Origin of the sequence: Shewanella glacialipiscicola, from assembly GCF_023283485.1 — a bacterium.
In the GTDB taxonomy this organism is placed as follows: Bacteria; Pseudomonadota; Gammaproteobacteria; order Enterobacterales; family Shewanellaceae; genus Shewanella; species Shewanella glacialipiscicola.
On the sequence record NZ_JAKILU010000017.1, the window covers coordinates 66,055 to 92,701 of the forward strand.

Here is a 26,647-nt window from a genome sequence, read left to right on the forward strand (position 1 = left end):
GCTAGTGCGAGTAGGGTTTTAAATCAATATATAGCGAACCAATTGGCAATGTGATGTAGCTAGTTTGCTTGGGGTATACTCTAAGTGTTCTAGTCACATTATCATATTGGGCCAATGCAGGCATAGTTAAGGATGGCATATTAAGTTTGCATGGTTATGGCTTGGTAAGTGTTAGAGATGATCATCATAATCCATTTCTGCCCCTTTATACGTTAGAGCTAATGTTCATAATATTCTCATACTCTTACATTTTGATTAGTTTTGCCGAAACCATCTACTTTGATCTGAAACCATCAGTTCTATTTCGATTTATCAATTACTACGTAAGTTGCTACCAAATATAACTTTTTGATGCATTGTTTGGGTTATGGATGAGTAACGAGTAGAATATGAAGCAATGATCTTTCGCTATAATCCATTTTAGCTTTGGTGCCGTTATGTCTAAATACATTCCATTAAACAGGCAGTTTTCATCTGTTTCTAAAGATCATAAAGAAGCTGAAGAACTTGAGCAGTCCCTTAACTGGGGGGGAGGAAAAACTGAATCATGGGATTCACTATTGTGCGAATATCGCTGTGTAGTCCTAGCTGAAGCTGGGGCAGGGAAAACAATAGAATTTCGGGAGAAAGCAACGTTACTTGCAAGTGAAGGAAAACCGTCTTTTTTTATTAGAGTTGAAGATATCGACCGTCAATTTTATGATGCCTTTGAAGTTGGTGATGAAGATGCCTTTGATTCTTGGCTAGCCTCAAGTGAAGAGGCTTGGTTTTTTTTAGACTCTGTGGATGAAGCGAGACTTAGTAGCCCAAGAGCTTTTGAAAATGCAATAAAACGTTTTTCGAAGGGAATTGAAAAAGGTGCACATAGAGCGCATATATATATTTCTAGTCGGCCTTATAGCTGGAGATCTAAAGCAGATCAAGGGCTAATGGATACGTTTCTTTTTCTTGCATCTTCAGAAACTAAAGAGATCATAGGTAATAAGCAGCCATCTAGTGCCTTAAAAGTCTATGGTTTACGGCCTTTGGATAGAGAAAGAATCTCAGAATATTGTAATGCACATAACGTTGAAGATACCAAAAAACTGTTAAATGAAGTAGATAGACTTAATCTATGGACTCTAGCTGAAAGGCCTTTCGACTTAGATTTAATAATCACTAAATGGGCTAATGAGCAGTCACTAGGCGGACGCTTAAACCTTTTGCAACACAATGTGAATACTCGGTTAAAAGAGTCTCATAATAATGATCGCCAACCCCTAAATGTTGACAAAGCTCGTAATGGAGCACAGCGTCTAGCCGCAGCTGTTGTATTAACAGGAATTGTTGGGATTAATGTCCCTGATTCGGAACGCATTAAAAAAGGATTTGATGCGGATGTGATTTTATATGATTGGTCTCAAGAAGACGTTAAATCCTTACTAGAAAGTGGGCTGTTCAATGATATTATCTATGGTGCAGTACGCTTTAGGCATAGGGATATTAGAGAGCTATTAGCAGCAGAGTTTTTTGATGGATTACTTAAAGGTGGGCATAGTCGTTCGCAAATTAAATCGTTTTTTTTTAGGGAGTCTCTAGGTGAAATTATCGTTACTCCTTTACTTCGCCCATTACTTCCATGGCTTATTTTATTTGATGATAATATTTGTACTGAAACTTTAAAAATTAAGCCCGAAATTGCAGTTGAAGAAGGCGACCCGTCACAATTGCCGTTGCATATACGTAAAAGATTACTTTCAGATATTGTTAGTCGTATTGCCAATAAAACAGATGGACATTCGGCTCGTGACAATGCAGCAATTGCAAGAATTGCACAATCAGATCTTATAGAAAATGTACTTAGCCTTATTGAGAAATATCGAGAAAATGATGACGTCATTTTCTTCTTAGGCCGATTGGTGTGGCAAGGTGGAATGGCAGGTTGTATAGAATCGTTAATCCCAATTGCCGTTGATGAGAATAGAGATAAGTACGCAAGAATAGCTTCCATTAGGGCTGTTATGACTTGTGGTTGCGAAGAACAAAAGCATTTTATGTGGCTAACAATAAATGATACCTGCAACGTAATTGAAAGGGAGTTATTGGTAGAGTTAATTGATCAAATCATACCAACTCAAACCACAGTCGAATTATTGCTAGAAAGTATCCCTAAGCTAACTAAATATGAAGAGTTTGAGTTTTCAAGGTTGAATAGCGTTTTATTTAAATTTGTAGAACGTGCAGATACTGAAATTATCCCAGAAATATTGGGTAGAATTTTTATTTATTTGAAAATAGAACCATATATTGAGGGAGGAGAGTGCAAAATTTCTGAGCAGTACGCTTGGTTAGTCAGTGTAGCGTTAAAATGTATAGAGAAACTGATATTGATGAAAGAGTGCTACGCACTTTCTGCAGTATCGTTGTCTATTTTGGCTTTAACTGCAGAGTTAAAGTTCTGGAAGAGTGATGTTTTACATGGAATTAATACTGATTTTAAAAAAATCGTACCTCAATGGCCCGAGTTAAATGACGCTCTATATTGGCATTGTATAGAAAAAGCAAGAGAGAACTTGAGTGTTAAAGATGGGTCTTTGACTAATGATTGGAGCATCGCCTATCTGGAGCATTATTGGTACTTTGAGGCTGCCGATTTTATTAGGATCCTAGGTTATATAGAAGCACGAGATTTGATTGACGATAAATTAGTTGCACTAAATGCAGCTTATAGAATTTTTCAACAATGTGATTTCCCAGTGAATATGCTGGCAGAGATTAATCGTTCTGTGCAAGGAAATGTCGAGCTTACTGCGCAACTAAACAAGTTGTTAAATCCTGATGTTTCAAATTCAATGAAAGACTTTGAAGAGAAGCAAGCTACCCGTGCTTTAAAAATCAAAGAGAAGGACATGAAGCGAAAAGAAGAAAGGAGGGACTGGATACTATATTTACGGAATAAACCTTTGGAAATCTCTAAACCTTTAGTTAATAAAGGTGAAATTACTAATAATCATATTTGGTTAATGACTGAATTAGACAAAAATGGTTCATGTACTTCTCGTCAGCATTATACGCAATGGCAGCTACTAATTACTGATTTCGGGGAGGAGGTGGCTGTAGCATACAAAGATTTTGCTATTCAGCATTGGAGGCACTTTAGACCGCAACTAAGGTCAGAAGAGGAGTTTGGTAACTCAATTTCCGGTGTATTACTCCTTGCCTTAGCTGGTCTTGAGATAGAAGCGATCGAGTTTCCACATTTTCCTGAATATTTAAGTCATAGTGAAGTTGATTTAGCGTTGCGTTACCTCACTTGGGACATTAATGGTTTCCCTAACTGGTTTGAGAAAATACATAAAAAATTTCCTACGACTACGGAAGATGCTGTATTGAAAGAGCTGATTTGGGAGCTGGAAACGCCTAAAAACTCAGATTCAATAAATCATATTCTTCATGACTTAGTATATTACGCACCTTGGTTGAATGAGTATATCGCGCCTAAAGTATTTGACCACCTTATGCGCAGTACAAGTCTTATTTGTTCAAGTCGAGAATATTGTGTTCGAATATTGATTGACGGGAAAGTTGAACCTGAAAAGTTAACTAGATTGGCTCGGAAATATATAGCAGCGTGTATTGATGATAATGATGAAATGGCTTGGTGGTTTGCATTGTTAGTTGATAGTTCTCCTGAGATTGGAATTTCAGAATTTGAAAACTGGTTATCTAAACTAGATAAAAGTAGCGCCAAGTATGCTGCGGAAAAATTTATTGTGGCGTTATTGGGAGGAATAGGTTCTCAAAAGGCATTGTATTGTGCCGGAAGATTTAAAACTGTTGCGCATATAAAGTCTCTTTATATATTGATGCACAAGTATATAAAAACAAGTGACGATATTGACAGGAATGATAAAGGTGTATATTCCCCAACTACCCGAGACTATGCTCAAGAAGCTCGTGATATGTTATTCAGTTTTCTGATTGAAATACCAGGGAAAGAGAGTTACATCGCTTTAAAGCAATTGATAGAAGAGCACCCTAGTGAATCATATAGGCCTTGGATGCGAGAGCGAGCTTATATAATGGCTGAGAATTATGGGAATATAACCCCTTGGTCAGTTCACCAATTTAAAGAGTTTTGCAAATCTGAAATGGTTTCACCTGAATCACATCGACAACTTTTTGAGTTAGCTGTTTTGCAGTTAAAAACACTCAAGGATTGGGTTGAGAATGGCAATGATAGCCCGTGGGTAACATGGCAAAGGGCGACCGAAGAAAATGAGGTAAGAACTCTTATTGCGGCAGAGTTAAGAAAGCATAGCAAAGGATACTACACTATTGCTGAGGAACCAGAGTTAGCTAATGAACAGCGAATGGATATCTGGCTTGATAACCCAAAGGTAAGGTCACCCGTACCTATTGAATTAAAGTTACTTGATAAGGATTGGAGTGGTCCGAAATTATGTGAGCGATTAAGAAATCAATTGGTTGGTGATTATCTAAGAGAAGAAGCTGCAGGGTGCGGTGTGTTTCTTTTAATCTCCCAAAAAACCACGAAAAAGTGGGTTGTTAATGGTCAGAGAGTTGGTGTAAATGAACTTGCATCTGCTTTGAAATGCTATTGGAAAACTATTGCAGGTAATTACGTAGGTGTTGATGAGATAGAAGTGATAGTAATCGATATGAAAGTACGTGGTTTGGTTTGTGATACGTAAACAGCAAGATGTATAGTGGCCAACTAATATTGGCCATTACCCTAGAGTTTAATCAAAATATTCGTCATCTCTATTAGGTACTTTGGAATAACTTAATTAATTTTTCAAATCAATATCCGGTCTTCTAGACTTAATTCACTAACGCATACATGGTCTAAAATGACACGAAGATATTCACTTTTTAATAGTCATTTGTATCCTTTGTCGTTTCTTGACGTTTATAAAGTTGGAACGCCCCCTTGCGGGGGCTGGCTGTCTAGGAGTTGTTCACCGTGGATCTAGACAGTTGCCATGAGATTACCAAGTATTCTGCAACAAGTGGTCAAAAATCTGTGGGTATTGAACAGATTTATGCAACAAAAGCGGCTGTCAGAAATTATTAACCGGTTTTCCATCACTCATGACCATTTCAAGCGAAAAGCCATTTGCCACCGAACCCTGATTTTTTGTGGATAACACCGCAAAGAGCGCGGCGATTATCCACCGAAAAAAGTCAGGAACCGGCAGCAGGATCGAAATTTTAGATTTTATTTTTTTTACTGCTATTATTACTGATTATTTATACAGTGGTTTAGTGCTATGAAACTCATCACATGCAATGCGAGTGCGGGAATTTCGGGGTTTCCAAGCCCAGCGGCTGATTACGTAGAATTACCCCTTAGTCTTGATCAACTGCTGGTTGATCATCCTAGTTCTACGTGGTTTGGCCGCGCAGTTGGTCGTTCGATGGAGGGGGTAGGCATTTATCATGGTGACATTTTAGTGATAGACCGCGCCGCTCAACGTCGCAACATGGCTATCGTCGTGGCGAGTTATAACGGTGAATTTACCGTAAAGCTCCTCGATGAAAAACGCCGTTTACTGGTTTCTATCGATCAACAGCAAAACATGACGTCCATTGCTATCGATGATGCAGATACCTTCTCGGTTGAAGGGGTGATCATCAAATCAATCCGACTTCACGAGCATTCAAGCTTACTTGAACAATATCTGAGTCAATCATGTACGGACTGATTGATGCTAATTCATTTTATGTATCGTGCGAAATGGTGTTTAGACCCGACTTGCGCGGACTTCCCGCGATTGTACTCAGTAACAACGACGGTTGTTGTGTGGCAATCAACCGCGCGGCCAAGTCCGTTGGCGTGAAGAAATTTGCTCCTTACTTTGAGCAGCAACATCTATGTAGACGACATAATGTGCAGGTGTTTTCATCTAATTATGAACTTTATGCCGATCTATCGGCAAAAATGATGCAAGTGATCGGACGGTTTGCGCCCGAGCAATACGTGTACTCCATCGATGAGTCTTTTGTGTCGTTTAAAGGCTGTGTTGCAATTGCAGACTTAACGGCACATTGTGCTCAGTTGCGCCGAACAGTTTGGCGTGAGTGCCGTTTGCCGGTGTGTGTGGGGGTTGGTGAGACATTAACCCTGGCTAAGTTGGCTAACCATGCCGCGAAACAATTGGCCCAATATCAGGGTGTTTGCGTTATCGATAACGATGCACTGCGGATTGAGATTTTAAAATCGATGCCAGTTGATGAAGTTTGGGGGATTGGCCGCAAGTTAACGGTTAAATTGGGTTTATTGGGTGTGCAAACTGCCTATGATTTGGCGCAGCTGGCGCCGAAAGTGGCGCGACAACATTTTTCTATCGATGTTGAGCGAACAGTGCGTGAACTCAATGGCCAGATCTGTAAAACGTGGGATGACACTAAAGCAGACAAGCAACAGATCTTTTCCACCCGCAGCCTTGGCAAGCGAATAACTACCCGTGACCATTTACACCAAGCGTTAGCCAAACATGCCGCTATAGCGGCGGCCAAGGCGCGTGAGCAAGGTTCACTCTGTAAAACGATGGTGGTGTTTGCGGCAAACTCGCCGCACGATCCTCAGCCTGTGTATTTTAAGAAGGTCGTCCAGTTCACTTGTGCAACTGATGACAGCCGTGAACTGTGCACCGCGGTTAGCAGGGAGGTATCAAACCTCTATCGCTCTGGTGTGCGCTATTATCGAATTGGCGTGGGGTTGATTGACCTTTGTCCTAAAACATCAGTTCAATATGACTTATTTAATGTGCCAAAGAGTGACCCTAAATTAATGAAAATCTTTGATAGTCTAAATAATCGCTATGGCCGTGATGTGTTGTATATTGCGGCTCAAGGCAGCGCGCAACATTGGTCTATGCGACGAGAATTTCTATCGCCGCAATACACCACTCGTTGGTCAGATATACCCACACTTAAAACTTAACTGCTTTCCTAATTACATAGCTAGAGAGAACCGTATGTTTAATATGACAAAAATTTTTATGATTGCCTTGATCGCTTCTTTATCATGTGAGTTAACACTATGGATTGCAGCCGGTATGACGCTTGGTATGTGGTATTTACCACCCGCTATATTTTTAATTGGTGCTGTTATTTCTGACCGACTAGGCTTTGGTTCGCTGACAGATTTTTTAGATGCTTAATCAGAAAGTATTAATTTTACCGGATCTATGTCAACTCGCCATGGAATCTAATTTTGATTCCGTGGCGTCTGGCCTTCTGGTTAAGCACAAGCACCACGGAAACGATAAATAAAAGAAAAAACCAACCGAAGCTGGTTTTGTTCTAAGTGAGGTCTATTTGGGCTTTTTGGGTTCAAACGAGCTTGGGGAACTGGTGTAGCGACAATCTAAACATATCAGATCACCTGTTTTACCAAATGCGGCTGAACCACCTATTTCTACTGCATTTGGTACGGCATCACGCCATTCTTCTTTTTCTATATTATGAGAACCACATTTTGGACATTGACTCATATTAATCCCCTATAAAATAAGTGGTTACGTTTTTAACTCTAACTAGTTGCTCCGCAATATGAGCAGGAGAACAGCCCTGAGCAACCATCCATTGCTTAATTGCTTCTACGTATTCAGCAAAACCCACACCTTCAGCTTGTGCTTTAGCCAGTAGTTCGGATGCCGCACTAATATCTGAAGGATGCAAAGCAAACTTTTTATCTTCTATTCCAAAACAGCTACCAATATAATCACTCCAAGCCATAAGGCCTCCTATACGACGTTATGGCGAAATAGCCATATAATTCATATGGAGACTAACCTATTCATTTTCTAGTGGCCTTCGCTATTATTTTTGCTTTCCGTGAATGCCAGTTCTAATGCTGTGTTAAGCTAATTAGGCAGTGTAAAAATCGTATTGTCTGCATATCCCCATTTAAAAGGAAAATACAGACAATGAGCCGCGCAGACGCACTTACTCCCGCCCAAATTCATAGAGTCCTGAAAACTTGCCAACTCATGCAGCACAGCGAAGGAAAACGTTGTGCTGTAGCACTTTCTCACGCTGCCCTGCGCGTGACTGAGGTTGCATTACTCAAAACTGAACACATCCTTTTTGCCAACGGCAAAATCAAAGAGGAAATCCACCTGCCAGCCAGTATTTGCAAGCTGTTGAAGCCCAGAACGGTTTGGCTTACAAACAAAACATCGAGGGCGATCATTCAGGAATGGGTTGATCACCGCCTAGTTAAAAAATGGGGCGTATCAGGCCGTGCCGAGTTTCAAGGATTAATCCCTGAGTCGCGGTTTCTGTATACGGTTCGTGGCGCTCCTTATTCGCTCCAACCTAAGCCGCGAAAGCTTGACTCTGGCGTGGTGCGGGAATATTGGGCTTGCGACTCCTTAGAGCAGGCAATGCGCGAGATTTATAAGAAATGTGGCCTACCATCGGCCTCGTCACACTCTGGCCGTAAGTCGCTTTGTACTAACGCCGTAGTCAATGGCGTACCGATTGAGACTGTAGCGCGAATCCTCGGCCATGCCAGCCCTGAAACCACAATAGACTACGTTGTTATTCAACCGAAGCGGATTGAACAGATGTGTGGGATTGATTGGTTTTGAAAAAGAAATATACTAGACATATTTGACAGGTCTAACTTAAAAGGTGTACTAGGCATATATGACGGGTAAACCTATTACGGAATTTCAATTAATAGCCAACTCAAAGGGATGGACGTTTGAAGAAATTGCAAAACGCTGGGGCAAGTCAGAGCGGCAACTATCCAGAATCGCGGCGGCTGGTGAAGCTAGGGATATGGACGCAGTTAGAGGCTTGCCAAAGAAAAACAGTAAATAATCGGAAAATAATTTATGTCACGCCCATTACTTGATGACGCTGTATTAAAGTTGATTGACGCAAAACTCGTGCTTAATGGACACGTTACCAGCCAAGATATTTACCGTCATTTGGGGCTAGGTCGTCAAAAAGTGAGTAAAGTCTTTCAAGACTATTTGGCCACGAATCCAGACTCAATGATTTACGTGCCAGCTAAGAAAAAATACATCGCCACCGATTCTTTTAAGCCCTGTTTCCTTGGTGATGTCAAAGCAGGTGAATTTGTAGATGCTTTGAACACTGTTTTTGGAACATTTAATAAATAACGGAAAGTCAATTATGAGCGATAGAAAAGATTACATTACTTGTCCAAACTGTAAGAAAGTTTTTGAACTAATTGAAAAAAATGCTGATGGTATTGGTTGGGAGCGCGAAAAAATCATTTGCCCATATAAATGCGGTCACTCTTATAAACAAAGAACGCCAGGTTACTTTGAAGCAAATGTGCTGTCTGATTAACTCAACATCGTAAAGGAGTTTCAAATGGGAAAGGCAAAACCAGTCACAATAGCAGGCAAGTTTTATCAAACCAAAGGTGAAGCTTCTAACTACTTTAAAAGTCAAAAATTGAGTCCTGATGCAAATGGAAAAATAGACTCTGGTGAATTATTTAATGCACTCAAAGAACTCTTTGAACGTTACTGTGATAATGAAAAGGGATGGGATTTGAATGGTCGCCTAGTTGTTTCTTTTGTTGTTGAAAATGAGAAACGTTTTGTCGAACAGACTTGGATCACAACAGCTTGTTATAAAGTCCACTTGTCTAACGGTGAACTACGCCCATTCTCAATTGATAAAGCCCTTACATCCATTACCAAAAACACATAGAACGGAAAATAAAGCATGAAATTAAACGTAGATTTGTCTGATCTTCATAAAGTTGCGGCCAAAATGCACGATGCTGTTTATTGCTCTCATTGTGAAAAATGCGGTGATAACAAGCATTATTTTGAAGGGGACAAAGTGCCTGATTCATGTCTTAAATGTGGGGAGCATAAAGGCTTCTCAGTCATTAGTGTTAACTGAGCGGAAAATCATTTTTGTGTGATGAAAAAACAGAGGTTTGTCATTTACTTAACTAAATAGCCTCATTAGCTGTCGTCGATAATGATCGCTTAAACAAGTCATATCTTTGGCCGCCTAAGTTTCTGGATAAAGTAGAATATTTGGCAGTATCGCATTATTAACACAGCTTTTAGATTAATCTAATGTAGTCAATCTCATTGAAAAGAGGTTTGTTTTTGAATCGTTTTTTAATTTCTATCATTGCGGTAATTCCCCTTTTTGCTGTTGCTTCCAATACGACGAATCAGTCGTTTAATCAGGCTAAAAAACAGCTGTTATCGGTCTATCAAGATCAGCGGGAAACCCTTTATTGCGGTGCTGCATTTGATGCAAAAGGGCTGGTAATCACTCCGCCAGGATTTACTACTAAATCGCATTTAGCGCGCGCTAAAAAAATCGAATGGGAACACGTTGTACCCGCCGAAAATTTTGGCAAAGCATTTACTGAGTGGCGTGATGGCCATGGGGAATGTGTCGATAGCAAAGGTCAGTCGTTCAAGGGCCGCAAGTGTGCCGAGAAGATGAATGTTGAGTATCGATACATGCAAGCGGATATGCACAATCTATTTCCGGCCATTGGCGCTGTGAACGCGCTGCGCAGTAATTACAATTTTGCCCTGTTACCAGCTGCTAAATCTGATTTTGGTGCCTGTGATATGCGTATTGAGGGCAGCAAAGCTCAGCCTCCCGAAGCCGCCAGAGGGCGCATTGCTCGGTCTTATCTGTATATGGACCAAAGTTATCCTAAATATTCGATGAGTAAGTCGCAGCGCCAGCTTATGAGTGCGTGGGATAAGCAATATCCGGTGAATGTCCAAGAGTGTCAGCGGGCTAAAAAAATTGCCGCCATTCAGCTCAATGATAATGAAATCGTCAAAAGTCGCTGTCAGCAAGCCAATATTTGGTAAATATACGAGAAGCCATGAATTATATTGATAATAACACCTTGTCAGAGTTGGATTTGGTTTGGTTGCGTAAGTTTAAAGCCAGTAAGAATCTCGATACGCTATTAATCCAAGTGACCGGCGCTGAACGAAAAATTGAGCAAGATCCTGCGCTCACTCAACGTGAGAAGTTTGATAATCTAACGTCGATTAATACGGCGTTTTGTCTTCGTGAAACGGAAGTAAAACAGCTCACCGGAGATTGGTCTTAAACTGGGCGTTCCCTTCGGTCGGGCTTTTCGCTTCGCTCCCCGCGATAACGTGATCCACTGATGGCAAGCAAGCTTGCCGTGGCTCTACGTTCCTGCTTGCCAATCCCTAACGCAATCACCAAGCCCCAAACAAAAGCAAACATCAACGTCCTAAAGCACTGTCCGGTTCATTGCCGGCTAAAGTGTGAGTAAGCGTGCGCTTCTCTATCGTTTGTCATCGTTTCCCTGTCAATACCGTTCACGTCTGCGCTGTCACTTCTTATCTGTCTCATTTCACAACCTGCCCGCCAAGGGAGGCTTCGCCGCTGCGCGCCCTTGTCTGTCAGAACGTGAAATGAGTCAGGAAGTTAGGCGAAGACGAGAACGATATTTAAACGACAGGAAAACAAGCAATGACAAACTCAATTCAAGCGCAAGCAACTCACACTAAAGCCACCACTTTACCTGCCAGCCCAAAGACTCAAGCAGGCTCTCACAAGCCCGATATTGCTCAAAAATCGGCAACAGCGGCTAACGCTGTGGTGGCATTGGCCTCAACAGCAAAGCCAGTGTTACTGCAATTGCAGATTAACCAGTTGGTGTTGTCTGAGAAGAACGTGCGTAAAGAAAATGCGTCCAAGGCTGACGATGAACAGTTGTATGCCTCCATTTTGGCGCATGGCATTTTACAAAATTTGATCGTCGAGCCCATGAACGCGCAAGGCTTATACCCAGTTTTGGGCGGTGGCCGTAGACTGAGACAGCTCATTAAAGCGGTCAAAAATAATAAGCTGAAACCGAAAACGCTTGTGCCTGTTAAGTTGCTGACAGCCGAAGAAGTCGCCAACTATGCCACCGAGCTATCAATGACTGAAAACTTCACACGCGCAAAGATGCACCCAGTCGATGAATTTCACGCTTTTGCTGACATGGTGAATAAGGGCGCGAGCATTGCTGATGTTGCGGCGCGGTTTGGCGTAACAGCGAAATTCGTGCAGCAGCGCATGAAATTAAGCATGGTAGCCCCTGTTGTGCTCGATGCGTACAAAGCGGGGAACGTGTCGCTTGATGTCGTGATGATATTCACGATTGCCAGTGTCGAAAAACAAGTCGAAGTGTGGGAGCTGGCAGGCGATAGACGTTACAACGAAAACCAATTCCGCAATATGCTTAAAGACGCCGCTGTGAATGCTGATCACTATTTGGCTCAGTTTGTTGGCCAAGAAGAATACGAAAAAGCGGGCGGGGTTGTGACCTCAGACTTGTTCAGTGATGAAGTCTATCTTGATGATAAAGCGTTGCTCGAATCATTAGCGACCGCAAAATTGGAAATCGAAGCAGCAAAGTTAATCGCGCGTGGCTGGAAGTGGACACAGATAAAGTTAGTTTCTGAATACGATGAACTTGCAGGGTTTGGGCTTCTAGACTCAAAAGAGGGTGAGTATGATCCCGCTGAAATGGCGCTAGCGGGGTGTATGCTCGTGTTAAAAAGTTATGGTGAGCCTGTCAGTATCTATATTGGGTTAGTGCATAAAGACGACAAAAAGGCACTGGCACAATTAAAAGCCAGTGTGCAATTAGACCCACTCAATGTGGGTGACGTGAAAAAAATTGAAGATAAGGACGCAAGCGGTTATTCCGCTGCGCTCAATGACGACTTACGCGCACAGCGTTTGATTATCACGAAACATGCGTTAATGAGTGCGCCAAGCGTTGCGCTTGATACGTTGCATTTCTCTGTCTGTGTAAGCGCGTTCACTGATTCGCATTATGGCAGCCGTCCACTGCATATCAGCGTTAACGACACCACTTGCCATCCTAAAACGGGAGCGCTCACGGATAACAAAGCGGTGCAGTTAATCGAGGGTGTAAAAGCCAGCCTAAATTTAGCGTGGGTTGGTCTGCCAACGGTCGCTGAACGCTTTAACGCTTTTTGCGCCCTCGATGTAAAAGAGAAAGAAAAGCAGGTGGCTTACGCCACGGCTTCCATGTTCGAGGCGTCAATTGATAATAGTCATAAAGCTGTTGAGGCCGTGATATCCACGCTCGATGTGAAATGGTCTAACTACTGGCGACCTACTGCGGAAACCTTCTTTAAGCGCGTGAGTTTGTCTTGTTTAATTGATATGGCTCAGCCTGTCATGGGTGAGCAGTGGGCATTACAAGCCGCTGCACTCAAGAAAAAGGATTTAGCAAATCAGGTTGATAGCTTAGTGAACGGTGAGCGAAAAGGGCTAGATGATGCACAAAAAGCCTACTTTGATGCGTTGATGCCAGCTGGATTTTAAGCCGCATACTGATGCAGATTTACCCTGTTAATTCAGGGTAAATCTGAGCAAGAATTAACTAAATAAATTGAGTTGTGTGTATGCGTGTGTATAATGGTTCAACGGTTAACGCAGAGGTTTTACAATGCTATTTATGGTCGGGATCGAAAGCCCTGCTGATGAAACGCAGGCGTTTGGTATCGTTATCCCCGTGTTTGAAAAATTAGGCTATGGCTGTTTTTCGGCGGCGGATTGCCAAGAAGAAATCTTGTTTAAGGCTAAAGAAGCCATTTTATTAATGGCTGAGGAAGTGATCAACGATGGTCATTTAGTCGATAGCTTGAATGAAGGTTATCGCGACTATCAGGCATTGCATCCCAAGTTCGACCAATGGATGGCCTTAGAGGTGCCACTAGAGGCGCTTAAAGCCAAACAAAAACGCCTCAATATCACATTGTCAGAATCGCAGATTGTACGTATCGATAGTTTTGTGGCGTTTCATCGCGAGTTCAAAGACCGTTCGGACTTCTTAGCCAAGGCAGCTGATAAGTTAATGAACAGCGCAGACTCAGTAAGATCGTGTTCAAAAGTGGGAGATTGATATGGGCAAAGTAACCGGTATTCCATTTTCAGAGGTGAAAGCGCAGCTTATGGACAATCCCGAGGTTGTCGCGGCCTATGAGCAAGCCGTACAAGCCGATGAACCGATCCACATTATTCCAGTGCAACACAGTGAGGGCGTTATCATGCCAATCAACAATATCGTGAGTTGTACTCGTGAAGGTCATCATGTTTATTTTTCCTTTGTGAATCTGTTTGGTGGCCATCACTATCCAGTGACGATGATTTTTATGCCCTCTGGCGCGGTGAATGTCGTTGTCGGTGGGGCGCGGTATCGATGCCAAGCCAATCAAGTGCAGCGCGTGATTGATGAGTCTGGGCTTGAGCATGAGGGCTTAGCGTGTTTGAAGTATTTGATTGAAGCGGGGGAGTTGAATTTTCACATCCCCGCAGATGTTCACGAACAGCTTAAAGAGCATCCAGAGTTTCAAAAATACCGCCTCATCGAGTGGGAAGATGAAGACATGTGAGTGTTGCGATAACGACAAGGAGGATTAGGCATGTCTCAACGTGCGATAGAGATTGTGAAGATAAGTGATCTCAAGTCCGTCAAACAGGGCGAAGTGTTTGAGTGGTGTATTGATTACGAAGAGTTTCAATGGCGCAAGGGAGATAGCATTCTCAGAAGTCGCACGGGCGCCGATTCTCCTTGGGAAATTTGGCCGTTGACTGATAACACCAAAACCGCTGCTAATCGCAAAGTATTTACGCTGATAAAATGAAAGGACAAAGTGATGATGGCATTCTTGAATAATATACTATTGGTGATTTGTTGGCTGTTCATTGCCATTTCTGCTATTTATTTCGTCGCCGCCGCATTCAGGCTCGTTTTTATTGGCCGCCGATAGTCGCTATTCCCTGTTAGTTCCCCGCAAAACGCGAAACAAGCGGCGGCTGCGCCGCCCTTTTCCGTTTATCTGACAATACCCCTTGGTGTGCTTTGAAACGTGCCTCGGCGGTTAATCTATTTACTCTGAGTGTCTATTGGCTGCTGTCGCGCTATGTCATCTAAATACCACTGATGAACTTGGGCGTTCCCTTCGGTCGGGCTTTTCGCTTCGCTCCCCGCGATAACGTGATCCACTGATGGCAAGCAAGCTTGCCGTGGCTCTACGTTCCTGCTTGCCAATCCCTAACGCAACCACCAAACCGCCAAGCACAGTCCTACTCACTGCGCGGCAAGTGTGGCTAAGCTGGTCGTTTCATTCGGCATCATGGCCGCTCCTGGTTCTATCCCTTTCGTTTACGCTGCCGTCTTATCTGTCGCTCACCACAACCCGCTTGCCAAGGGTTCGCTTCGCCGCTGCGCGCCCTTGTCAATCAGAACGATGGCGAGCGAGCAGGACGTCAGGCGAAAACGAAGATGATAGACCCCAAACGGAGCACACAGCCATGACACACTCAATCACTACCCCAGCAAGCCACACTAAGCCTTTCAGCGAGCAAGCCAGCTTACAAGCGACAAGCAGGCTCTCCAAAGACGATATTCAACAGCAAAAAAGGGGCGAGTTGACGATCATTGTTTTAACTGAAATGAATTTCTTTCACTTTTGCGGCCTCGGACTTGAGGGCGTGGCTAATGAGGCATGGTATCCCTATTCACAAGGGTTATTGTTTGAAGCGGTCGAGCGGTACTTAGTCGCGGCAAAAGTGGCTCAAAATGTCGTATCAATCGATCAACCTCGACGCAATGGCGCAAGTATTGATTATCGCGTGCGTTTTAATGTGTTTAGCACTGACAAAAAACGGGTTTCGGTTCGTTTTCCTGTCGTGATTAAGAATTTTGGCAACGATACGCAATGCCTCTCAGTCGAAGAACTAACGAGGGCGTTAAGTCAGAACTATCGAAATAAGCACGTTTCAATCATGTGGTCTTTACCCTCGGGGATCACATCAACGGTTTATGTGTCGGTGGCGGCTGACGGGGGGATAAGCGATTGCTATACACATCATGCTCTGTGGTTTGTGATGGAAGGGGGCTGCATTGAGTTGGCCACTAACGCGGGGGCGATATGATATGTGCAAACCCTCAGTGACGTTTGAAGAAATGAACACCTATTTACAAGGGCAATATAAACATGAACGTTTATATGGTCGCACCCCTGCAACGGGTTGGCCTGCGGACTATGCAACATCAGTTGTTAGTAGCCACATGGCTGATTTGAATGCTAACGGGATCGGGTACATTGGCCATCACGAATCCGCGACAGGTCAGGCGATCCGTTATACCGTGGACGAGGTTAAATATTCCCCTCGCTTTTTTATTGTTGGCTATGACTCTGAAAACGATATTGCCCAAAAACAATGCTATTTTATTGATTCAGCGATCAATATCGAAAGGGCTCGCGCTAAATGCTTAGAGAGTGCTAATCGCTATCCGATAGTGAGAATTAAGGATCTACAAGGGCATTTTGTGTAAGCAGCCTGAACGTCTTACAGGGGAACATGCGTTCCTCATTCTCGTTAATTCACATCATGACCCATTTCGTTTTCTTCTTAAGTTCAATCCATTCGATAGGTTAAGTCTCGAAAATATCCCAATTGCAACTATATATAGTTGCACTTTTTGCGGTTGATTTGGTATAATGATCCCCTATATAGCAGGGGGCATTATGACGAAAACGGATAAATTATTAGCAAAGCTCAAATCGTCCAAAACACTGACTTGGAATGAATTAGCGGGGGCGTTAAAAGTGCTCGGCTATCAACAAGTCGAGGGTGATGGTTCGAGGGTTAAGTTTGATAATGGCATTCCGAAGGAGTTAATCAACCTGCATAAACCGCATCCTAAAAATGAATTAAAGGCTTACGCATTGCGCCAAGTGAGAGACAAATTAACCGAATGGGGGAAACTATGATGCAAAATACAATGACATATAAGGGTTATCACGGCTCTGTAGAAATCAGCCCAGAGGATAATATTCTGTTTGGGCAGGTGCTATTCATTTCACCGTTGATCAACTATGAGGCCGAAACAGCCAAAGGGTTAGAGCAAGCCTTTCAAGAGGCGATTAACGCTTATCTTGCTGACTGTGCTCAACAGGACATTCAACCAGAGAAGCCTTGCAAGGGATCGCTTAATGTCAGATTAGGCCATGACTTGCATTTGGCTGCGTCTATCGCGGCATTTCAGGCATCGACTAGCACGAATGAGTTTATCAAAAGGGCAGTTCAAAAAAGCGTGGGTTTGTAGGCTGCAAATCGTTGTCGAGCAATGATATCAGCCTGAGCCATGTGATCTACTTAAACTGAACATTACCCCTGATAGCTCCCCGCAAAACGCGAAACAAGCGGCGGCTTCGCCGCCCTTTTCCGTTTATCTGACAATACCCCTTGGTGTGCTTTGAAACGTGCCTCGGCGGTTAATCTATTTACTCTGAGTGTCTATTGGCTGCTGTGGCGCTATGTCATCTAAATACAACTGATGAACTTGGGCGTTCCCTCCGGTCGGGCTTTTCGCTTCGCTCCCCGCGATAACGTGATCCACTGATGGCAAGCAAGCTTGCCGTGGCTCTACGTTCCTGCTTGCCAATCCCTAACGCAACTACCAAACCGCCAAGCACAGTCCTACTCACTGCGCGGCAAGTGTGGCTAAGCTGGTCGTTTCATTCGGCATCACGGCCGCTCCTGGTTCTATCCCTTTCGTTTACGCTTCCGTCTTAATCTGTCGCTCACCACAACCCGCTTGCCAAGGGTTCGCTTCGCCGCTGCGCGCCCTTGTCAATCAGAACGATGGCGAGCGAGCAGGACGTCAGGCGAAAACGAAGATGATAGACCCCAAACGGAGCAAGCAGCCATGACACACTCAATCACTACCCCAGCAAGCCACACTAAGCCTTTCAGCGAGCAAGCCAGCTTACAAGCGACAAGCAGGCTCTCCAAAGACGATATCTCAAAAAGCAAAACAAAAAGTAAAAGTGCAAAAGCATTTAAAAAAGTAGATATGTATCAGGTCGTCACTGATCAAATCATTGCGGCATTAGATAAAGGCGTAAAGCCTTGGGTGTGTCCGTGGCAGAGAAATTCAATCGGTGCAGGTTTGCCGATTAATTTCGATACTAAAAAAGCCTATAGCGGTATTAATGTTTTGTTGTTATGGGCGGCGGCATTTGATGCGGGATTTTCATCAAATCAATTTTTAACCTATAACCAAGCGAATAATTTAGGCGGTCAAGTTCGCAAAGGCGAGAAGGGCACCTCAATTATTTTTTATAAGAGTTGGGAAAAAGAAAATGAACAAGGTGAAAAAGAAGTTATTCCCATGCTTAAAAGTTTCACTGTCTTTAACGTTGAGCAAATCGACGGGTTAAATGTTGAGGAAGTGAAAGGTTTCAACGTAAACAACTCATTTGATGCAATTGATCATGTTGAAAGCTTCATTAATAAAACAGGTGCGAATATTGTAGAGCAAGGAGATAAAGCATTTTTTAGACCCTCTACCGATAACATCGTTTTACCCACTCGCGAACGTTTCTCAAATAGCCTTGATTTTTATTGTACGGCATTGCATGAGTTAACGCATTGGACAGGCGCAAAAAGCCGATTAGACAGAATAAAGGGATCTCGGTTTGGTTCGGATGATTACGCCTTTGAAGAATTGATCGCTGAATTAGGCGCAAGTTTTTTAATGGCCGAGTTAAATATTAGCGGTGACGTTCAGCATGAGTCTTATATCGCAAGTTGGTTAACGCAGTTAAAGAATGATAAGCGCTATATTTTTAAAGCCGCCAGTGCCGCGTCTAAGGCTCATCAGTATTTAATGCAAGTCACATGCGAACAGTTAAAGGCCGCTTGATTTTATAGGCTTAGTTTTCACTAAGCCTTTTATTATATAGGAATAGATATGTCGGATAAAACAATAGAAGATAAATTGAAGTGGCTTGGTGCATTATATACATCTAAAGGGATAAATGAATTGGTCAAAAACGGCCATGGTAATGGTTTAGCGTTAGCGTCTTTGTTCTATCGTCACGCGATCGGAGATTGGGGAGATTTAGAGAATGAAGATTACCAGCTTAATAATGAGATGTTAATTAAGGGCGGTCGTATCCTTTCAGCTTATCAGTTTGAAGGTGTAGAAATATGGATCATCACCGAGGCAGACAGAGCACGAACCACCGCATTATTGCCAAGCGAATATTAAGCCGCCACGCTTGCAGAAAACGCACTCATTGAGTGCGTTTTTTTTGGCCTGAAAATCCCCCGATACCTTTGCCGCTTCATACGGCAGCAGCCTAGCAAAAATCGAAAATTCCCAAAAAATCCCCAAAAAATGAAAAGTGCAAAATCCTGGCGAAATAGTGAAGTTGGAACCTTGAGAAAAGAACCACACCCCACGCTCCAAGGGGGTGGTTGTTTGTTGGGTTTAGTGCATTGATTTAAATGTGTTTTATTGTTTTTCGCTCAGTGAAATTTAATGCGTTTCTTACGTGTTTTTAGCCCGAAAATGGTTCGAAAACACCTCATGAATGCCACCTTACTGAACGAGGAAAACCTATGCCGAGTATTAAACTGCAACAGTCAATGATTGATAATTTACCCACACCACAGAAAATAACGGTGTTTTACGATAAATATTTTCCCGCTTTTTTTATGCGAGCCTATCCCTCTGGTATTCGGTGTTATTACGTTCGCTTCCAGTATCAAGGCTTGCGGCAACTTCATGTTATCGGCAATGCAAATGATATCACGCTTGATGATGCGCGACTTGAGGCAAGAAAGCAGATAGATGCGTTACGTTATGGGGTGGTGCGTGAACCTGCGCCCTCCCTTACGCTCTGTGCGTTCGCAGAAGAGTTTTTTCCAAGATATGCCCGTCATTGGAAGCCCTCAACATTACTCAATAGCCAGCGCGGTTTTACGCGGCATATCGCCCCTGTGTTGGGTGATGTTCCACTTGCAGCGTTGACACGACAACACATAGAGCAGTGGTTTGATGGTATGCATGCCTCGAAAGGCATGGCTAATCGCTTGTTGCCGTTGTTGTCGGTAATGATGCAGCAAGCCGAAGTGTATGAGTATCGTCCAGCGCAAAGTAACCCTTGCAAAGGCTTTAAGCGCTATAAGTCTACGCACAGTGAGCGTTATTTATCCGAGGAAGAACTCAAGCGGCTATGGTTGGCTTTAGATAGCCACGAAAAAGCGTCACCCGTTGCGGTGATGGTTTTACGGTTACTAATCTTAACGGGTTGTCGTTGTAACGAAGTGTGCTCCGTCAAATGGGTTGATTATCGGCAAGGGCATTGGTATTTGCCCGACAGTAAAACAGGCGCGAAAACGGTGTTTCTGTCTTCCTTTGCGCGGGAGTTGCTGAGTGATTGGCCACAAGTAAGCGAGCATCTTTTTTGGCATCAATCACCTTCACAGCCGTTTACCCCTGTTTGCTTAGACCGATTTTGGCGGCCATTTCGCGAGACAATTCATCTTAATGATGTTCGCATCCATGACTTACGCCACACCTACGCCAGTATTGCAGTAAAGCACAATATCAACATCCTCACGATTGGCCGCTTATTAGGGCATGCCTTACCTGAAACAACCTTAAAGTACACACACCTTGCTAAACGTGATGTTCAACAGGCGGCAAATGTCGTTTCTCAACTCATTGCAGGGGAGATGCAACGATGAAAACAGTGAAATTAACACAAGTGTTTATTCGGTCATTAGCCCGTCAAACACGCGCCTATACCATTCAAGACAGTCTCTGTCATGGCCTTGGCGTTAAAGTTATGCCCGATAAACCGATGCAGTACGTTATTAGCCGCCTTATTGATAATCGGATACGCACACGCATTCTTGCGCCAGTTAGTGCGCTAACGGTTAAAGCGGCACGGGAGAAGGCAACAGAACAACTTCAAGCATGGCGAGAGGAAAACACTCAACCGAGCATGAGTGCTTCGCCTCGTTTTGATGTGTTTGTTGAACAAACATGGAAGCCGATGATTTTTGACCACTGGAAACCCAGTACAAAACGGTCAGTCTTGCCCGCGCTGAATAGACGCTTGTTAGCTCATTTTGGCCGTTACCCGTTGCATATGATTAACCATAAAATGGTGCAAGCATGGTTTGATGAAATAAGTAAAACGCGCAAAGGTGCCGCTAATCGTAACCTTGATACATTGCAATCAGTCTTCAAGTTAGCATTGAGGCAGGGGCATTGCCTGACGAACCCCTGTATTGGTATTCGGCAAAACAAAAGGCGGGTATTAAATCGCTTTTTGAGTGTTACTGAAATGCAGCGTTTATTTGTGGCGCTTGATGAATGTGAAAAGGTCGGTGGCAGTATTGCTCAATGTGCTGATGTTTTGCGGCTGTTACTGCTAACAGGCTGCCGATTATCGGAAATCACTTTTTTAAAAGGGGAGTACGTTCGCGGCAATGAATTGCATTTACCCGACAGTAAAACGGGGGCAAAAGTGCTTTATATTGGTCAAGCCGCAGTTGACATATTAAGTCGCTATCACTGTAAGGCCAATATAGAACTTTTTCCGATGAAACAAGGCGCTTCCACTTCGTTGGTACAGTCGCTATGGCTAAGGTTGCGAAAACAGATAGGGATTGAAGATGTAAGATTGCACGATTTACGGCATACCTTTGCAAGTTACGCTGTCATGGACGGATGCAGTATTCCGATGGTGGCCTCTTTACTGGGGCATAAAAAAGTCACAATGACGTTACGATATACCCATGTTGGGGATGATAGCGTAGAGCAAGCCGCTGAGGTTATAGGGGCTGTCTTCAAAGGCATTTTCACTCAGTCAGAGCCACTCAAGCCCTATATACCTCAAACTAATGAGGCTCCCACGCCCGCCGTAAAAGTAAAGCAAAAGCGTCTGCCAGAAAGAAAACCAACAGCGAAGCCAAAGCCCAAAGCGGTGAAGAAAGTGAAGCAGGTTAAACCATTACAGGCACCGCCCTCTTTAACTAAAGAGGAGCTTCGCGCGATACAACGATTTAGGGACAGTAAGCTATTTTTGTAGAGTTAAACACTGTCGTGGGGCGTAAAGTAAAACAATTTTTGTCCAAAATCGTGTTAGTGAATCAAACTTGCCTAGTCTGGTTCACGCACTGAATACCGTCATTTTTTATTCACCTTACGACATATTTATGCAGCATTTGAATGCGGCGTAGGGTATAAAGTGTTCCGCTTCATGTGGCGGAGGGGCTTATCCTCATTGAATCAGTTAGATTTAAAAACGATGTGATGGAACACCATAATGGCAAGTGATTTTCAATATAATCAATTAAAAATTGCTTTGCAGTTAAGAGCTCGCATCAAAGAGGCTAATTCCTATAAAATGAAGCATGCCAATTAATCTGGATAAGACATCGGCCAAGTCCAACAAGCGATTTTTGCCTTGCAAACAGCACAACGCACAAATACTAAAATGTTAGAACACACAAACTTCAAGAATCGAGGATTACCATCAAGATGTACCACAACGAACATCAAATAATGAAAAGCGTTTATGAGCATCTTTACAATAAAATTGAAAACGATGCTATCCCTATTGATCTTAGGGCTCCCACTCTTGTTGGTACGGTACAAGACGACCCGTTCGATTGCCTTATTGAACAAGAGCTTACAGCGGCATTCCCTGATTTAGAAATTGTGAGCTCTGGTTCGTTAACGACCCCAGATATCATTATTAGAGACAAACGCAGCGGAATAATTGTAGGAATTGAGGTGAAGAAGCTAATTCAAAAGTCTAATGGGGCGGACTCTCGTGGACTTACTATGGATTACAATAGCTGTTTACCTTGCGGCACGGCTCTTATTAAAGTTGGCAATGCAGCGGTAGACATACCCTGTTACTATCTCTATGCATTATTGAGCAATGATAGCACGAGTATTGTTACCCTTATTCTAATGCATGGTGATTTTATCAACTACGATTTTAATCTCCACAAGAAGGCGAAAGTAGCTAATCAGTCGGAATACCATCATGGCCCTTACGGTGAAGGTTCTGTAAGGCACAGGGCGATGTATACGTATCCTAACCCTCTTAATTACAAGCTCAAATGTTTCCATACAAGAAAGGTTTTCGTAACAAAAAAGCTGGATTGTGAAAACTTGGGATTGACGCATCTAGTCACAGAAGAAGTCTCAAGGACTGACATATATGAAAACACTTTCTTATACAACATAATTGATAATGGTAAACATGACCATTCAACTGAACCAGAATTAATTCAAGACATATTTTCTGGTTGTAAAGCCAGAACTGCAAGAGAACGCATTTCCGCATCTATGCCTTTTTTGAGTGAGTAATTTTGAAACATGTAATCGAAAATGATTTTCCTTTCGAAAAAATAGACCCAATAGCTGAAATCGAAAGCTATAGAAAGGAAATAAATCGTCCTATTTATCATATTCATAAGTGGTGGGCAAAAAGACTGGGGAGTGTTTTCAGGTCAATAGTTTCGGGAACCCTTTCAGAAGGGGAATGGAAAGACTTTCACGAATACCAGAATAATACAGGAAAAGTAGTTCTTGACCCTTTTATGGGGTCAGGAACTACGCTTGGCGAAGCTGCAAAACTTGGAGCCAATGTTATCGGGTGTGATGTGAACCCCGTAAGCACGTTCTTGGTCACCCAAGCATTGACGAATGTAAGCTTGAATGATCTTGAAAAAGAATATACGGCTATAGAGTTAGATGTAAAAGAAGAAATACTTTCTTATTATCGAACCATGGTTCCCGGGTCTTCTAAGCCCACACCAGCGTTGTATTATTTTTGGGTTAAGGTGGTTACAACTCCTAGAGGAGAAATAATTCCTCTATTTTCAAGTTATGTATTTAGCAAAAATGCATACGCAAGTAAAAAACCAGATTCCCAAATATGGTGCCCCTCTTGTGAATCTATTTTTGTAGAAAAATATAATGCAACAGAAGTTGAGTGCCCAGACTGTCATTACAGCTTCAACCCGCAGAAGGGACAAGCAATAGGCGCTAAGGTTATTGATAGTAACGGTTCTGAATACAAGATTAAAGACTTGGTGGTCAATGGTGCAAAAGCACCTGAACATAAATTATATGCAATTTTGGCGATTAATGAAGATGGGAAAAAAGTCTACATCAAGCCAACACAGTATGACTATGATATTCTAACCAAAGCTAACGAAAGGTTTTCCATAATTGAAGGTGACCTTCCATTGCCTACGATGGCGGTTAGAGCTGGACATAATACAAATCAAGCACGCGGATACAACTATAATTATTGGAGAGATTTTTTTAATCATAGACAATTGTTATGCCTTGGCTTATTGCTTCAAAGAATATTAAAAATAGAAAATAAAGTTATTCGAGATCACTTTATTTGTCTTTTTAGTGGGACGCTTGAATTTAACAACTTATTTTGCAGTTTCAAGGGTGAAGGGACTGGCGCTGTTCGTCATATGTTTTCAAATCACATTATTAAGCCTGAAAAAACACCATTAGAAAACAACCCGTGGGGTTTACTAGGTAAAAGTAGTGGTTCTTTTTCAACGTTATTCAGAAGCCGGTTGGTAAAAGCCAAAACATATCTTGATGAACCCTTCGAAATTTCAATTGATGAAAGTAGTGGGAAACGGGCATCAAAAAAAATAGTTTGTAGCAACCCGATTAGGCTATCCATTGCTAAGAATTGGGAAGAATTTGTTAGCTCACCTCATGGAGCCTTAATACTGAATGGTGACAGTTCTTCATTACCGATTCCGGATTCTTCTGTTGATGCAGTCGTAACTGATCCACCATATTTCGACTTTGTTCACTACAGCGAATTAAGTGATTTTTTCTATGCATGGCTAACTAATTCTCTCGGGCATGAATATCAATACCTGAGTAGGCTAAATTCGTCTCATGAAAATGAAGTTCAAGATCGTGACAATGAAAACTTTACACGAAAAATTTGCAGTATTTTTAAAGAGTGCAACCGCGTGTTGAAAGAAGATGGTCTTTTATGCTTTAGCTATCACCATTCAACGGTTGAAGGTTGGATGGCTATTTATAATTCAGTAACCGAAGCAGGGTTTGATATTGTAGCTGCGCATCCTGTAAAAGCAGAAATGTCAGTTGCTAGCCCTAAAAGTGCAGCCAAAGCACCAATCAACCTAGATGCAATTTTGGTGTGTAAGAAAGAAATTAAACCACCAGTAATCAAGAATCCAACCTATGAGATACTGACAAGATACAATAATTATGTGGATCGTTTTGAAGCCATAGATAGAAAATTAGGTTCTGGTGATCTTTTTGTTATTGCTTGTTCGCAAGCAATAGCAATCGCATCAATGCACAGAATGAGTCGGGAGCAGGCAGTTAAATTTGTCCATGAGTCGTTGGAAATATGTTCTAACAAAGCGTTGCACACGGACAATTTTTCCGCTGCGATCTAAAATTGCCGGTGAGCGTGGCGTTAATCCATAGAAATTTCAATCCGAAATTTACGAATTAGAGTTAGGAATCAAGTGCGCTTTTGTCCAAAAATGTGTTAGCGGTGATTATGCAAACACATTTTTGGATATTTTAAAAGTAATCAGATTTTATTATCCACTCACATTTTCAAGCCTAAACCATTCAGCGATGTCATTTGCGATTGGCTAATGCTTCGCTAATTATTGGCAAGCTCAAGGATATTTTATGGAAAATGTCATCTTAGATGTTCTATCTTAAATTTAATTGCGTAAAATCACTTTTTTACATAATAATTCTCTTTCAGAAATCCTGTAAGATTATGATGTTATTTAATTTAGTATATAATTAGTTTTAAAGAAAATTAACGCATAAATGCCACCTTGGCATGTCCTATATTCACCACACTTCACGCCGCTAAAAAATCCAGTATTTTTTGGGGAAAAATTGCCACTTTAAGAGAAGTTTTGCCTGTAAATTTGATTGCGGGAAACTACTTTTTTGCACAGCTTTTATTATTTATGCATGTTATATGTGTCTGATGTAATTAGTTTAGTTTCAAATATGCATCTGTAAAAAATTAACGCAAAAATGCCATCTTAGCTCGTCTTGCATTGTCCGCACTTCACGCCACTAAAATAAGTCACGTTTTTTGCCGAAAATGACACAAAAATGCCACCTTAAAGAGGTTTTTTGCCCGAAAATTGGTTGCGTGGGACTACTTTTTTACACAACCCGAGCCCTTTCAAAGGGTTCTAAGTTGCTGATATACTTGCCCTGAGCGGAAATAACTGAACACGTAAAATTAATGCAAAAATGCCACCTTGGCACGTCCTATATTCTCCACACTTCACGCCGCTAAAAAATCCAGTATTTTTTGGGGAAAAATTGCCACTTTAAGAGAAGTTTTGCCTGTAAATTTGATTGCGGGAAACTACTTTTTTGCACAGCTTTTATTATTTATGCATGTTATATGTGTCTGATGTAATTAGTTTAGTTTCAAATATGCATCTGTAAAAAATTAACGCAAAAATGCCATCTTAGCTCGTCTTGCATTGTCCGCACTTCACGCCACTAAAATAAGTCACGTTTTTTGCCGAAAATGACACAAAAATGCCACCTTAAAGAGGTTTTTTGCCCGAAAATTGGTTGCGTGGGACTACTTTTTTACACAACCCGAGCCCTTTCAAAGGGTTCTAAGTTGCTGATATACTTGCCCTGAGCGGAAATAACTGAACACGTAAAATTAATGCAAAAATGCCACCTTGGCACGTCCTATATTCTCCACAC

General features: G+C 42.3%; 27 protein-coding genes. 25 read left to right on the forward strand and 2 right to left on the reverse strand.

Annotated elements, in window-relative coordinates:
• Window positions 1–437: 437 nt before the first annotated feature.
• The 4 genes from hyoA to L2717_RS13175 all read left to right on the forward strand — a co-directional run bounded on the left by hyoA (window position 438) and on the right by L2717_RS13175 (window position 7,169).
• Complete coding sequence (gene hyoA / locus L2717_RS13160; protein WP_220774045.1) at window positions 438–4,694, forward strand: NACHT domain-containing antiphage protein HyoA; 4,257 nt, start codon at window positions 438–440, stop codon at window positions 4,692–4,694.
• A 579-nt stretch (window positions 4,695–5,273) separates the two neighbouring features.
• Complete coding sequence (umuD, locus tag L2717_RS13165; protein WP_220774002.1) at window positions 5,274–5,708, forward strand: translesion error-prone DNA polymerase V autoproteolytic subunit; 435 nt, start codon at window positions 5,274–5,276, stop codon at window positions 5,706–5,708.
• On the forward strand, window positions 5,696–6,949 hold the full coding sequence (locus L2717_RS13170; protein WP_220774003.1) for a Y-family DNA polymerase: 1,254 nt from the start codon (window positions 5,696–5,698) through the stop codon (window positions 6,947–6,949). The genes umuD and L2717_RS13170 overlap by 13 nt, the downstream gene beginning before the upstream one ends.
• A 34-nt stretch (window positions 6,950–6,983) precedes the next feature.
• Entirely contained in the window at window positions 6,984–7,169 is a 186-nt protein-coding gene (locus L2717_RS13175) for a hypothetical protein (RefSeq protein WP_115407247.1), read from the forward strand.
• Between the two features lie 153 nt (window positions 7,170–7,322).
• Here L2717_RS13175 and L2717_RS13180 read toward each other — a convergent pair whose 3' ends face one another.
• Complete coding sequence (locus L2717_RS13180) at window positions 7,323–7,502, reverse strand: hypothetical protein (RefSeq protein WP_220774004.1); 180 nt, start codon at window positions 7,500–7,502, stop codon at window positions 7,323–7,325.
• A 1-nt stretch (window position 7,503) separates the two neighbouring features.
• Window positions 7,504–7,746, reverse strand: coding sequence for a hypothetical protein (locus L2717_RS13185; protein WP_220774005.1), 243 nt, complete (start codon window positions 7,744–7,746; stop codon window positions 7,504–7,506).
• A gap of 191 nt (window positions 7,747–7,937) precedes the next feature.
• On the opposite strand from L2717_RS13185, the gene L2717_RS13190 reads away from it, so the two are divergent.
• The 21 genes from L2717_RS13190 to L2717_RS13290 all read left to right on the forward strand — a co-directional run bounded on the left by L2717_RS13190 (window position 7,938) and on the right by L2717_RS13290 (window position 25,341).
• Window positions 7,938–8,603 carry a tyrosine-type recombinase/integrase gene (locus L2717_RS13190; protein ID WP_006087356.1) on the forward strand — a complete coding sequence of 222 codons (666 nt, stop codon included), beginning with the start codon at window positions 7,938–7,940 and terminating at the stop codon, window positions 8,601–8,603.
• Window positions 8,604–8,661: 58 nt separating this feature from the next.
• Window positions 8,662–8,838 (forward strand): hypothetical protein, encoded by a 177-nt coding sequence (locus tag L2717_RS13195; protein WP_193377977.1) that lies wholly within the window; start codon window positions 8,662–8,664, stop codon window positions 8,836–8,838.
• Window positions 8,839–8,852: 14 nt separating this feature from the next.
• Complete coding sequence (locus L2717_RS13200) at window positions 8,853–9,143, forward strand: BrxR family helix-turn-helix transcriptional regulator (RefSeq protein WP_220774006.1); 291 nt, start codon at window positions 8,853–8,855, stop codon at window positions 9,141–9,143.
• A gap of 13 nt (window positions 9,144–9,156) precedes the next feature.
• Complete coding sequence (locus L2717_RS13205) at window positions 9,157–9,336, forward strand: hypothetical protein (protein WP_220774007.1); 180 nt, start codon at window positions 9,157–9,159, stop codon at window positions 9,334–9,336.
• 24 nt (window positions 9,337–9,360) lie between these two features.
• Window positions 9,361–9,705 (forward strand): hypothetical protein, encoded by a 345-nt coding sequence (locus L2717_RS13210; protein ID WP_220774008.1) that lies wholly within the window; start codon window positions 9,361–9,363, stop codon window positions 9,703–9,705.
• Window positions 9,706–10,118: 413 nt separating this feature from the next.
• Window positions 10,119–10,850, forward strand: a complete 732-nt coding sequence (locus L2717_RS13215; RefSeq protein WP_220774009.1) for an endonuclease — start codon at window positions 10,119–10,121, stop codon at window positions 10,848–10,850.
• A gap of 14 nt (window positions 10,851–10,864) precedes the next feature.
• A complete protein-coding gene (locus tag L2717_RS13220) occupies window positions 10,865–11,098 on the forward strand; it encodes a hypothetical protein (RefSeq protein ID WP_012197936.1) in 234 nt (77 codons plus the stop codon).
• A gap of 392 nt (window positions 11,099–11,490) precedes the next feature.
• Window positions 11,491–13,365, forward strand: a complete 1,875-nt coding sequence (locus tag L2717_RS13225; RefSeq protein ID WP_220774010.1) for a ParB/RepB/Spo0J family partition protein — start codon at window positions 11,491–11,493, stop codon at window positions 13,363–13,365.
• Between the two features lie 124 nt (window positions 13,366–13,489).
• A complete protein-coding gene (locus tag L2717_RS13230) occupies window positions 13,490–13,945 on the forward strand; it encodes a type II toxin-antitoxin system HicB family antitoxin (protein WP_220774011.1) in 456 nt (151 codons plus the stop codon).
• A 1-nt stretch (window position 13,946) separates the two neighbouring features.
• Window positions 13,947–14,435, forward strand: coding sequence for a hypothetical protein (locus L2717_RS13235; protein WP_220774012.1), 489 nt, complete (start codon window positions 13,947–13,949; stop codon window positions 14,433–14,435).
• Between the two features lie 30 nt (window positions 14,436–14,465).
• Entirely contained in the window at window positions 14,466–14,687 is a 222-nt protein-coding gene (locus L2717_RS13240) for a hypothetical protein (RefSeq protein WP_220774013.1), read from the forward strand.
• Between the two features lie 670 nt (window positions 14,688–15,357).
• Window positions 15,358–15,981, forward strand: a complete 624-nt coding sequence (locus L2717_RS13245; RefSeq protein ID WP_220774014.1) for a hypothetical protein — start codon at window positions 15,358–15,360, stop codon at window positions 15,979–15,981.
• Window position 15,982: 1 nt separating this feature from the next.
• Entirely contained in the window at window positions 15,983–16,384 is a 402-nt protein-coding gene (locus L2717_RS13250; protein ID WP_220774015.1) for a hypothetical protein, read from the forward strand.
• A 193-nt stretch (window positions 16,385–16,577) separates the two neighbouring features.
• Window positions 16,578–16,823, forward strand: a complete 246-nt coding sequence (locus tag L2717_RS13255) for a type II toxin-antitoxin system HicA family toxin (RefSeq protein WP_006087375.1) — start codon at window positions 16,578–16,580, stop codon at window positions 16,821–16,823.
• Window positions 16,820–17,158, forward strand: a complete 339-nt coding sequence (locus tag L2717_RS13260) for a type II toxin-antitoxin system HicB family antitoxin (RefSeq protein WP_012197942.1) — start codon at window positions 16,820–16,822, stop codon at window positions 17,156–17,158. Before L2717_RS13255 ends, L2717_RS13260 begins: the two co-directional genes overlap by 4 nt.
• Before the next feature lie 603 nt (window positions 17,159–17,761).
• The gene (locus L2717_RS13265; protein ID WP_048908709.1) at window positions 17,762–18,760 is read left to right on the forward strand and encodes an ArdC family protein; all 999 of its coding nucleotides are present in this window, start codon (window positions 17,762–17,764) and stop codon (window positions 18,758–18,760) included.
• A gap of 48 nt (window positions 18,761–18,808) precedes the next feature.
• Window positions 18,809–19,108, forward strand: a complete 300-nt coding sequence (locus L2717_RS13270) for a hypothetical protein (protein ID WP_012197944.1) — start codon at window positions 18,809–18,811, stop codon at window positions 19,106–19,108.
• Between the two features lie 353 nt (window positions 19,109–19,461).
• Window positions 19,462–20,592 (forward strand): tyrosine-type recombinase/integrase, encoded by a 1,131-nt coding sequence (locus tag L2717_RS13275; protein WP_220774016.1) that lies wholly within the window; start codon window positions 19,462–19,464, stop codon window positions 20,590–20,592.
• A complete protein-coding gene (locus tag L2717_RS13280; RefSeq protein WP_220774017.1) occupies window positions 20,589–21,944 on the forward strand; it encodes a site-specific integrase in 1,356 nt (451 codons plus the stop codon). The genes L2717_RS13275 and L2717_RS13280 overlap by 4 nt, the downstream gene beginning before the upstream one ends.
• 452 nt (window positions 21,945–22,396) lie before the next feature.
• Window positions 22,397–23,236, forward strand: coding sequence for a hypothetical protein (locus L2717_RS13285; RefSeq protein ID WP_220775043.1), 840 nt, complete (start codon window positions 22,397–22,399; stop codon window positions 23,234–23,236).
• A gap of 2 nt (window positions 23,237–23,238) precedes the next feature.
• Window positions 23,239–25,341, forward strand: a complete 2,103-nt coding sequence (locus tag L2717_RS13290) for a DNA methyltransferase (RefSeq protein ID WP_220775042.1) — start codon at window positions 23,239–23,241, stop codon at window positions 25,339–25,341.
• The last annotated feature ends 1,306 nt before the right edge of the window (window positions 25,342–26,647 follow it).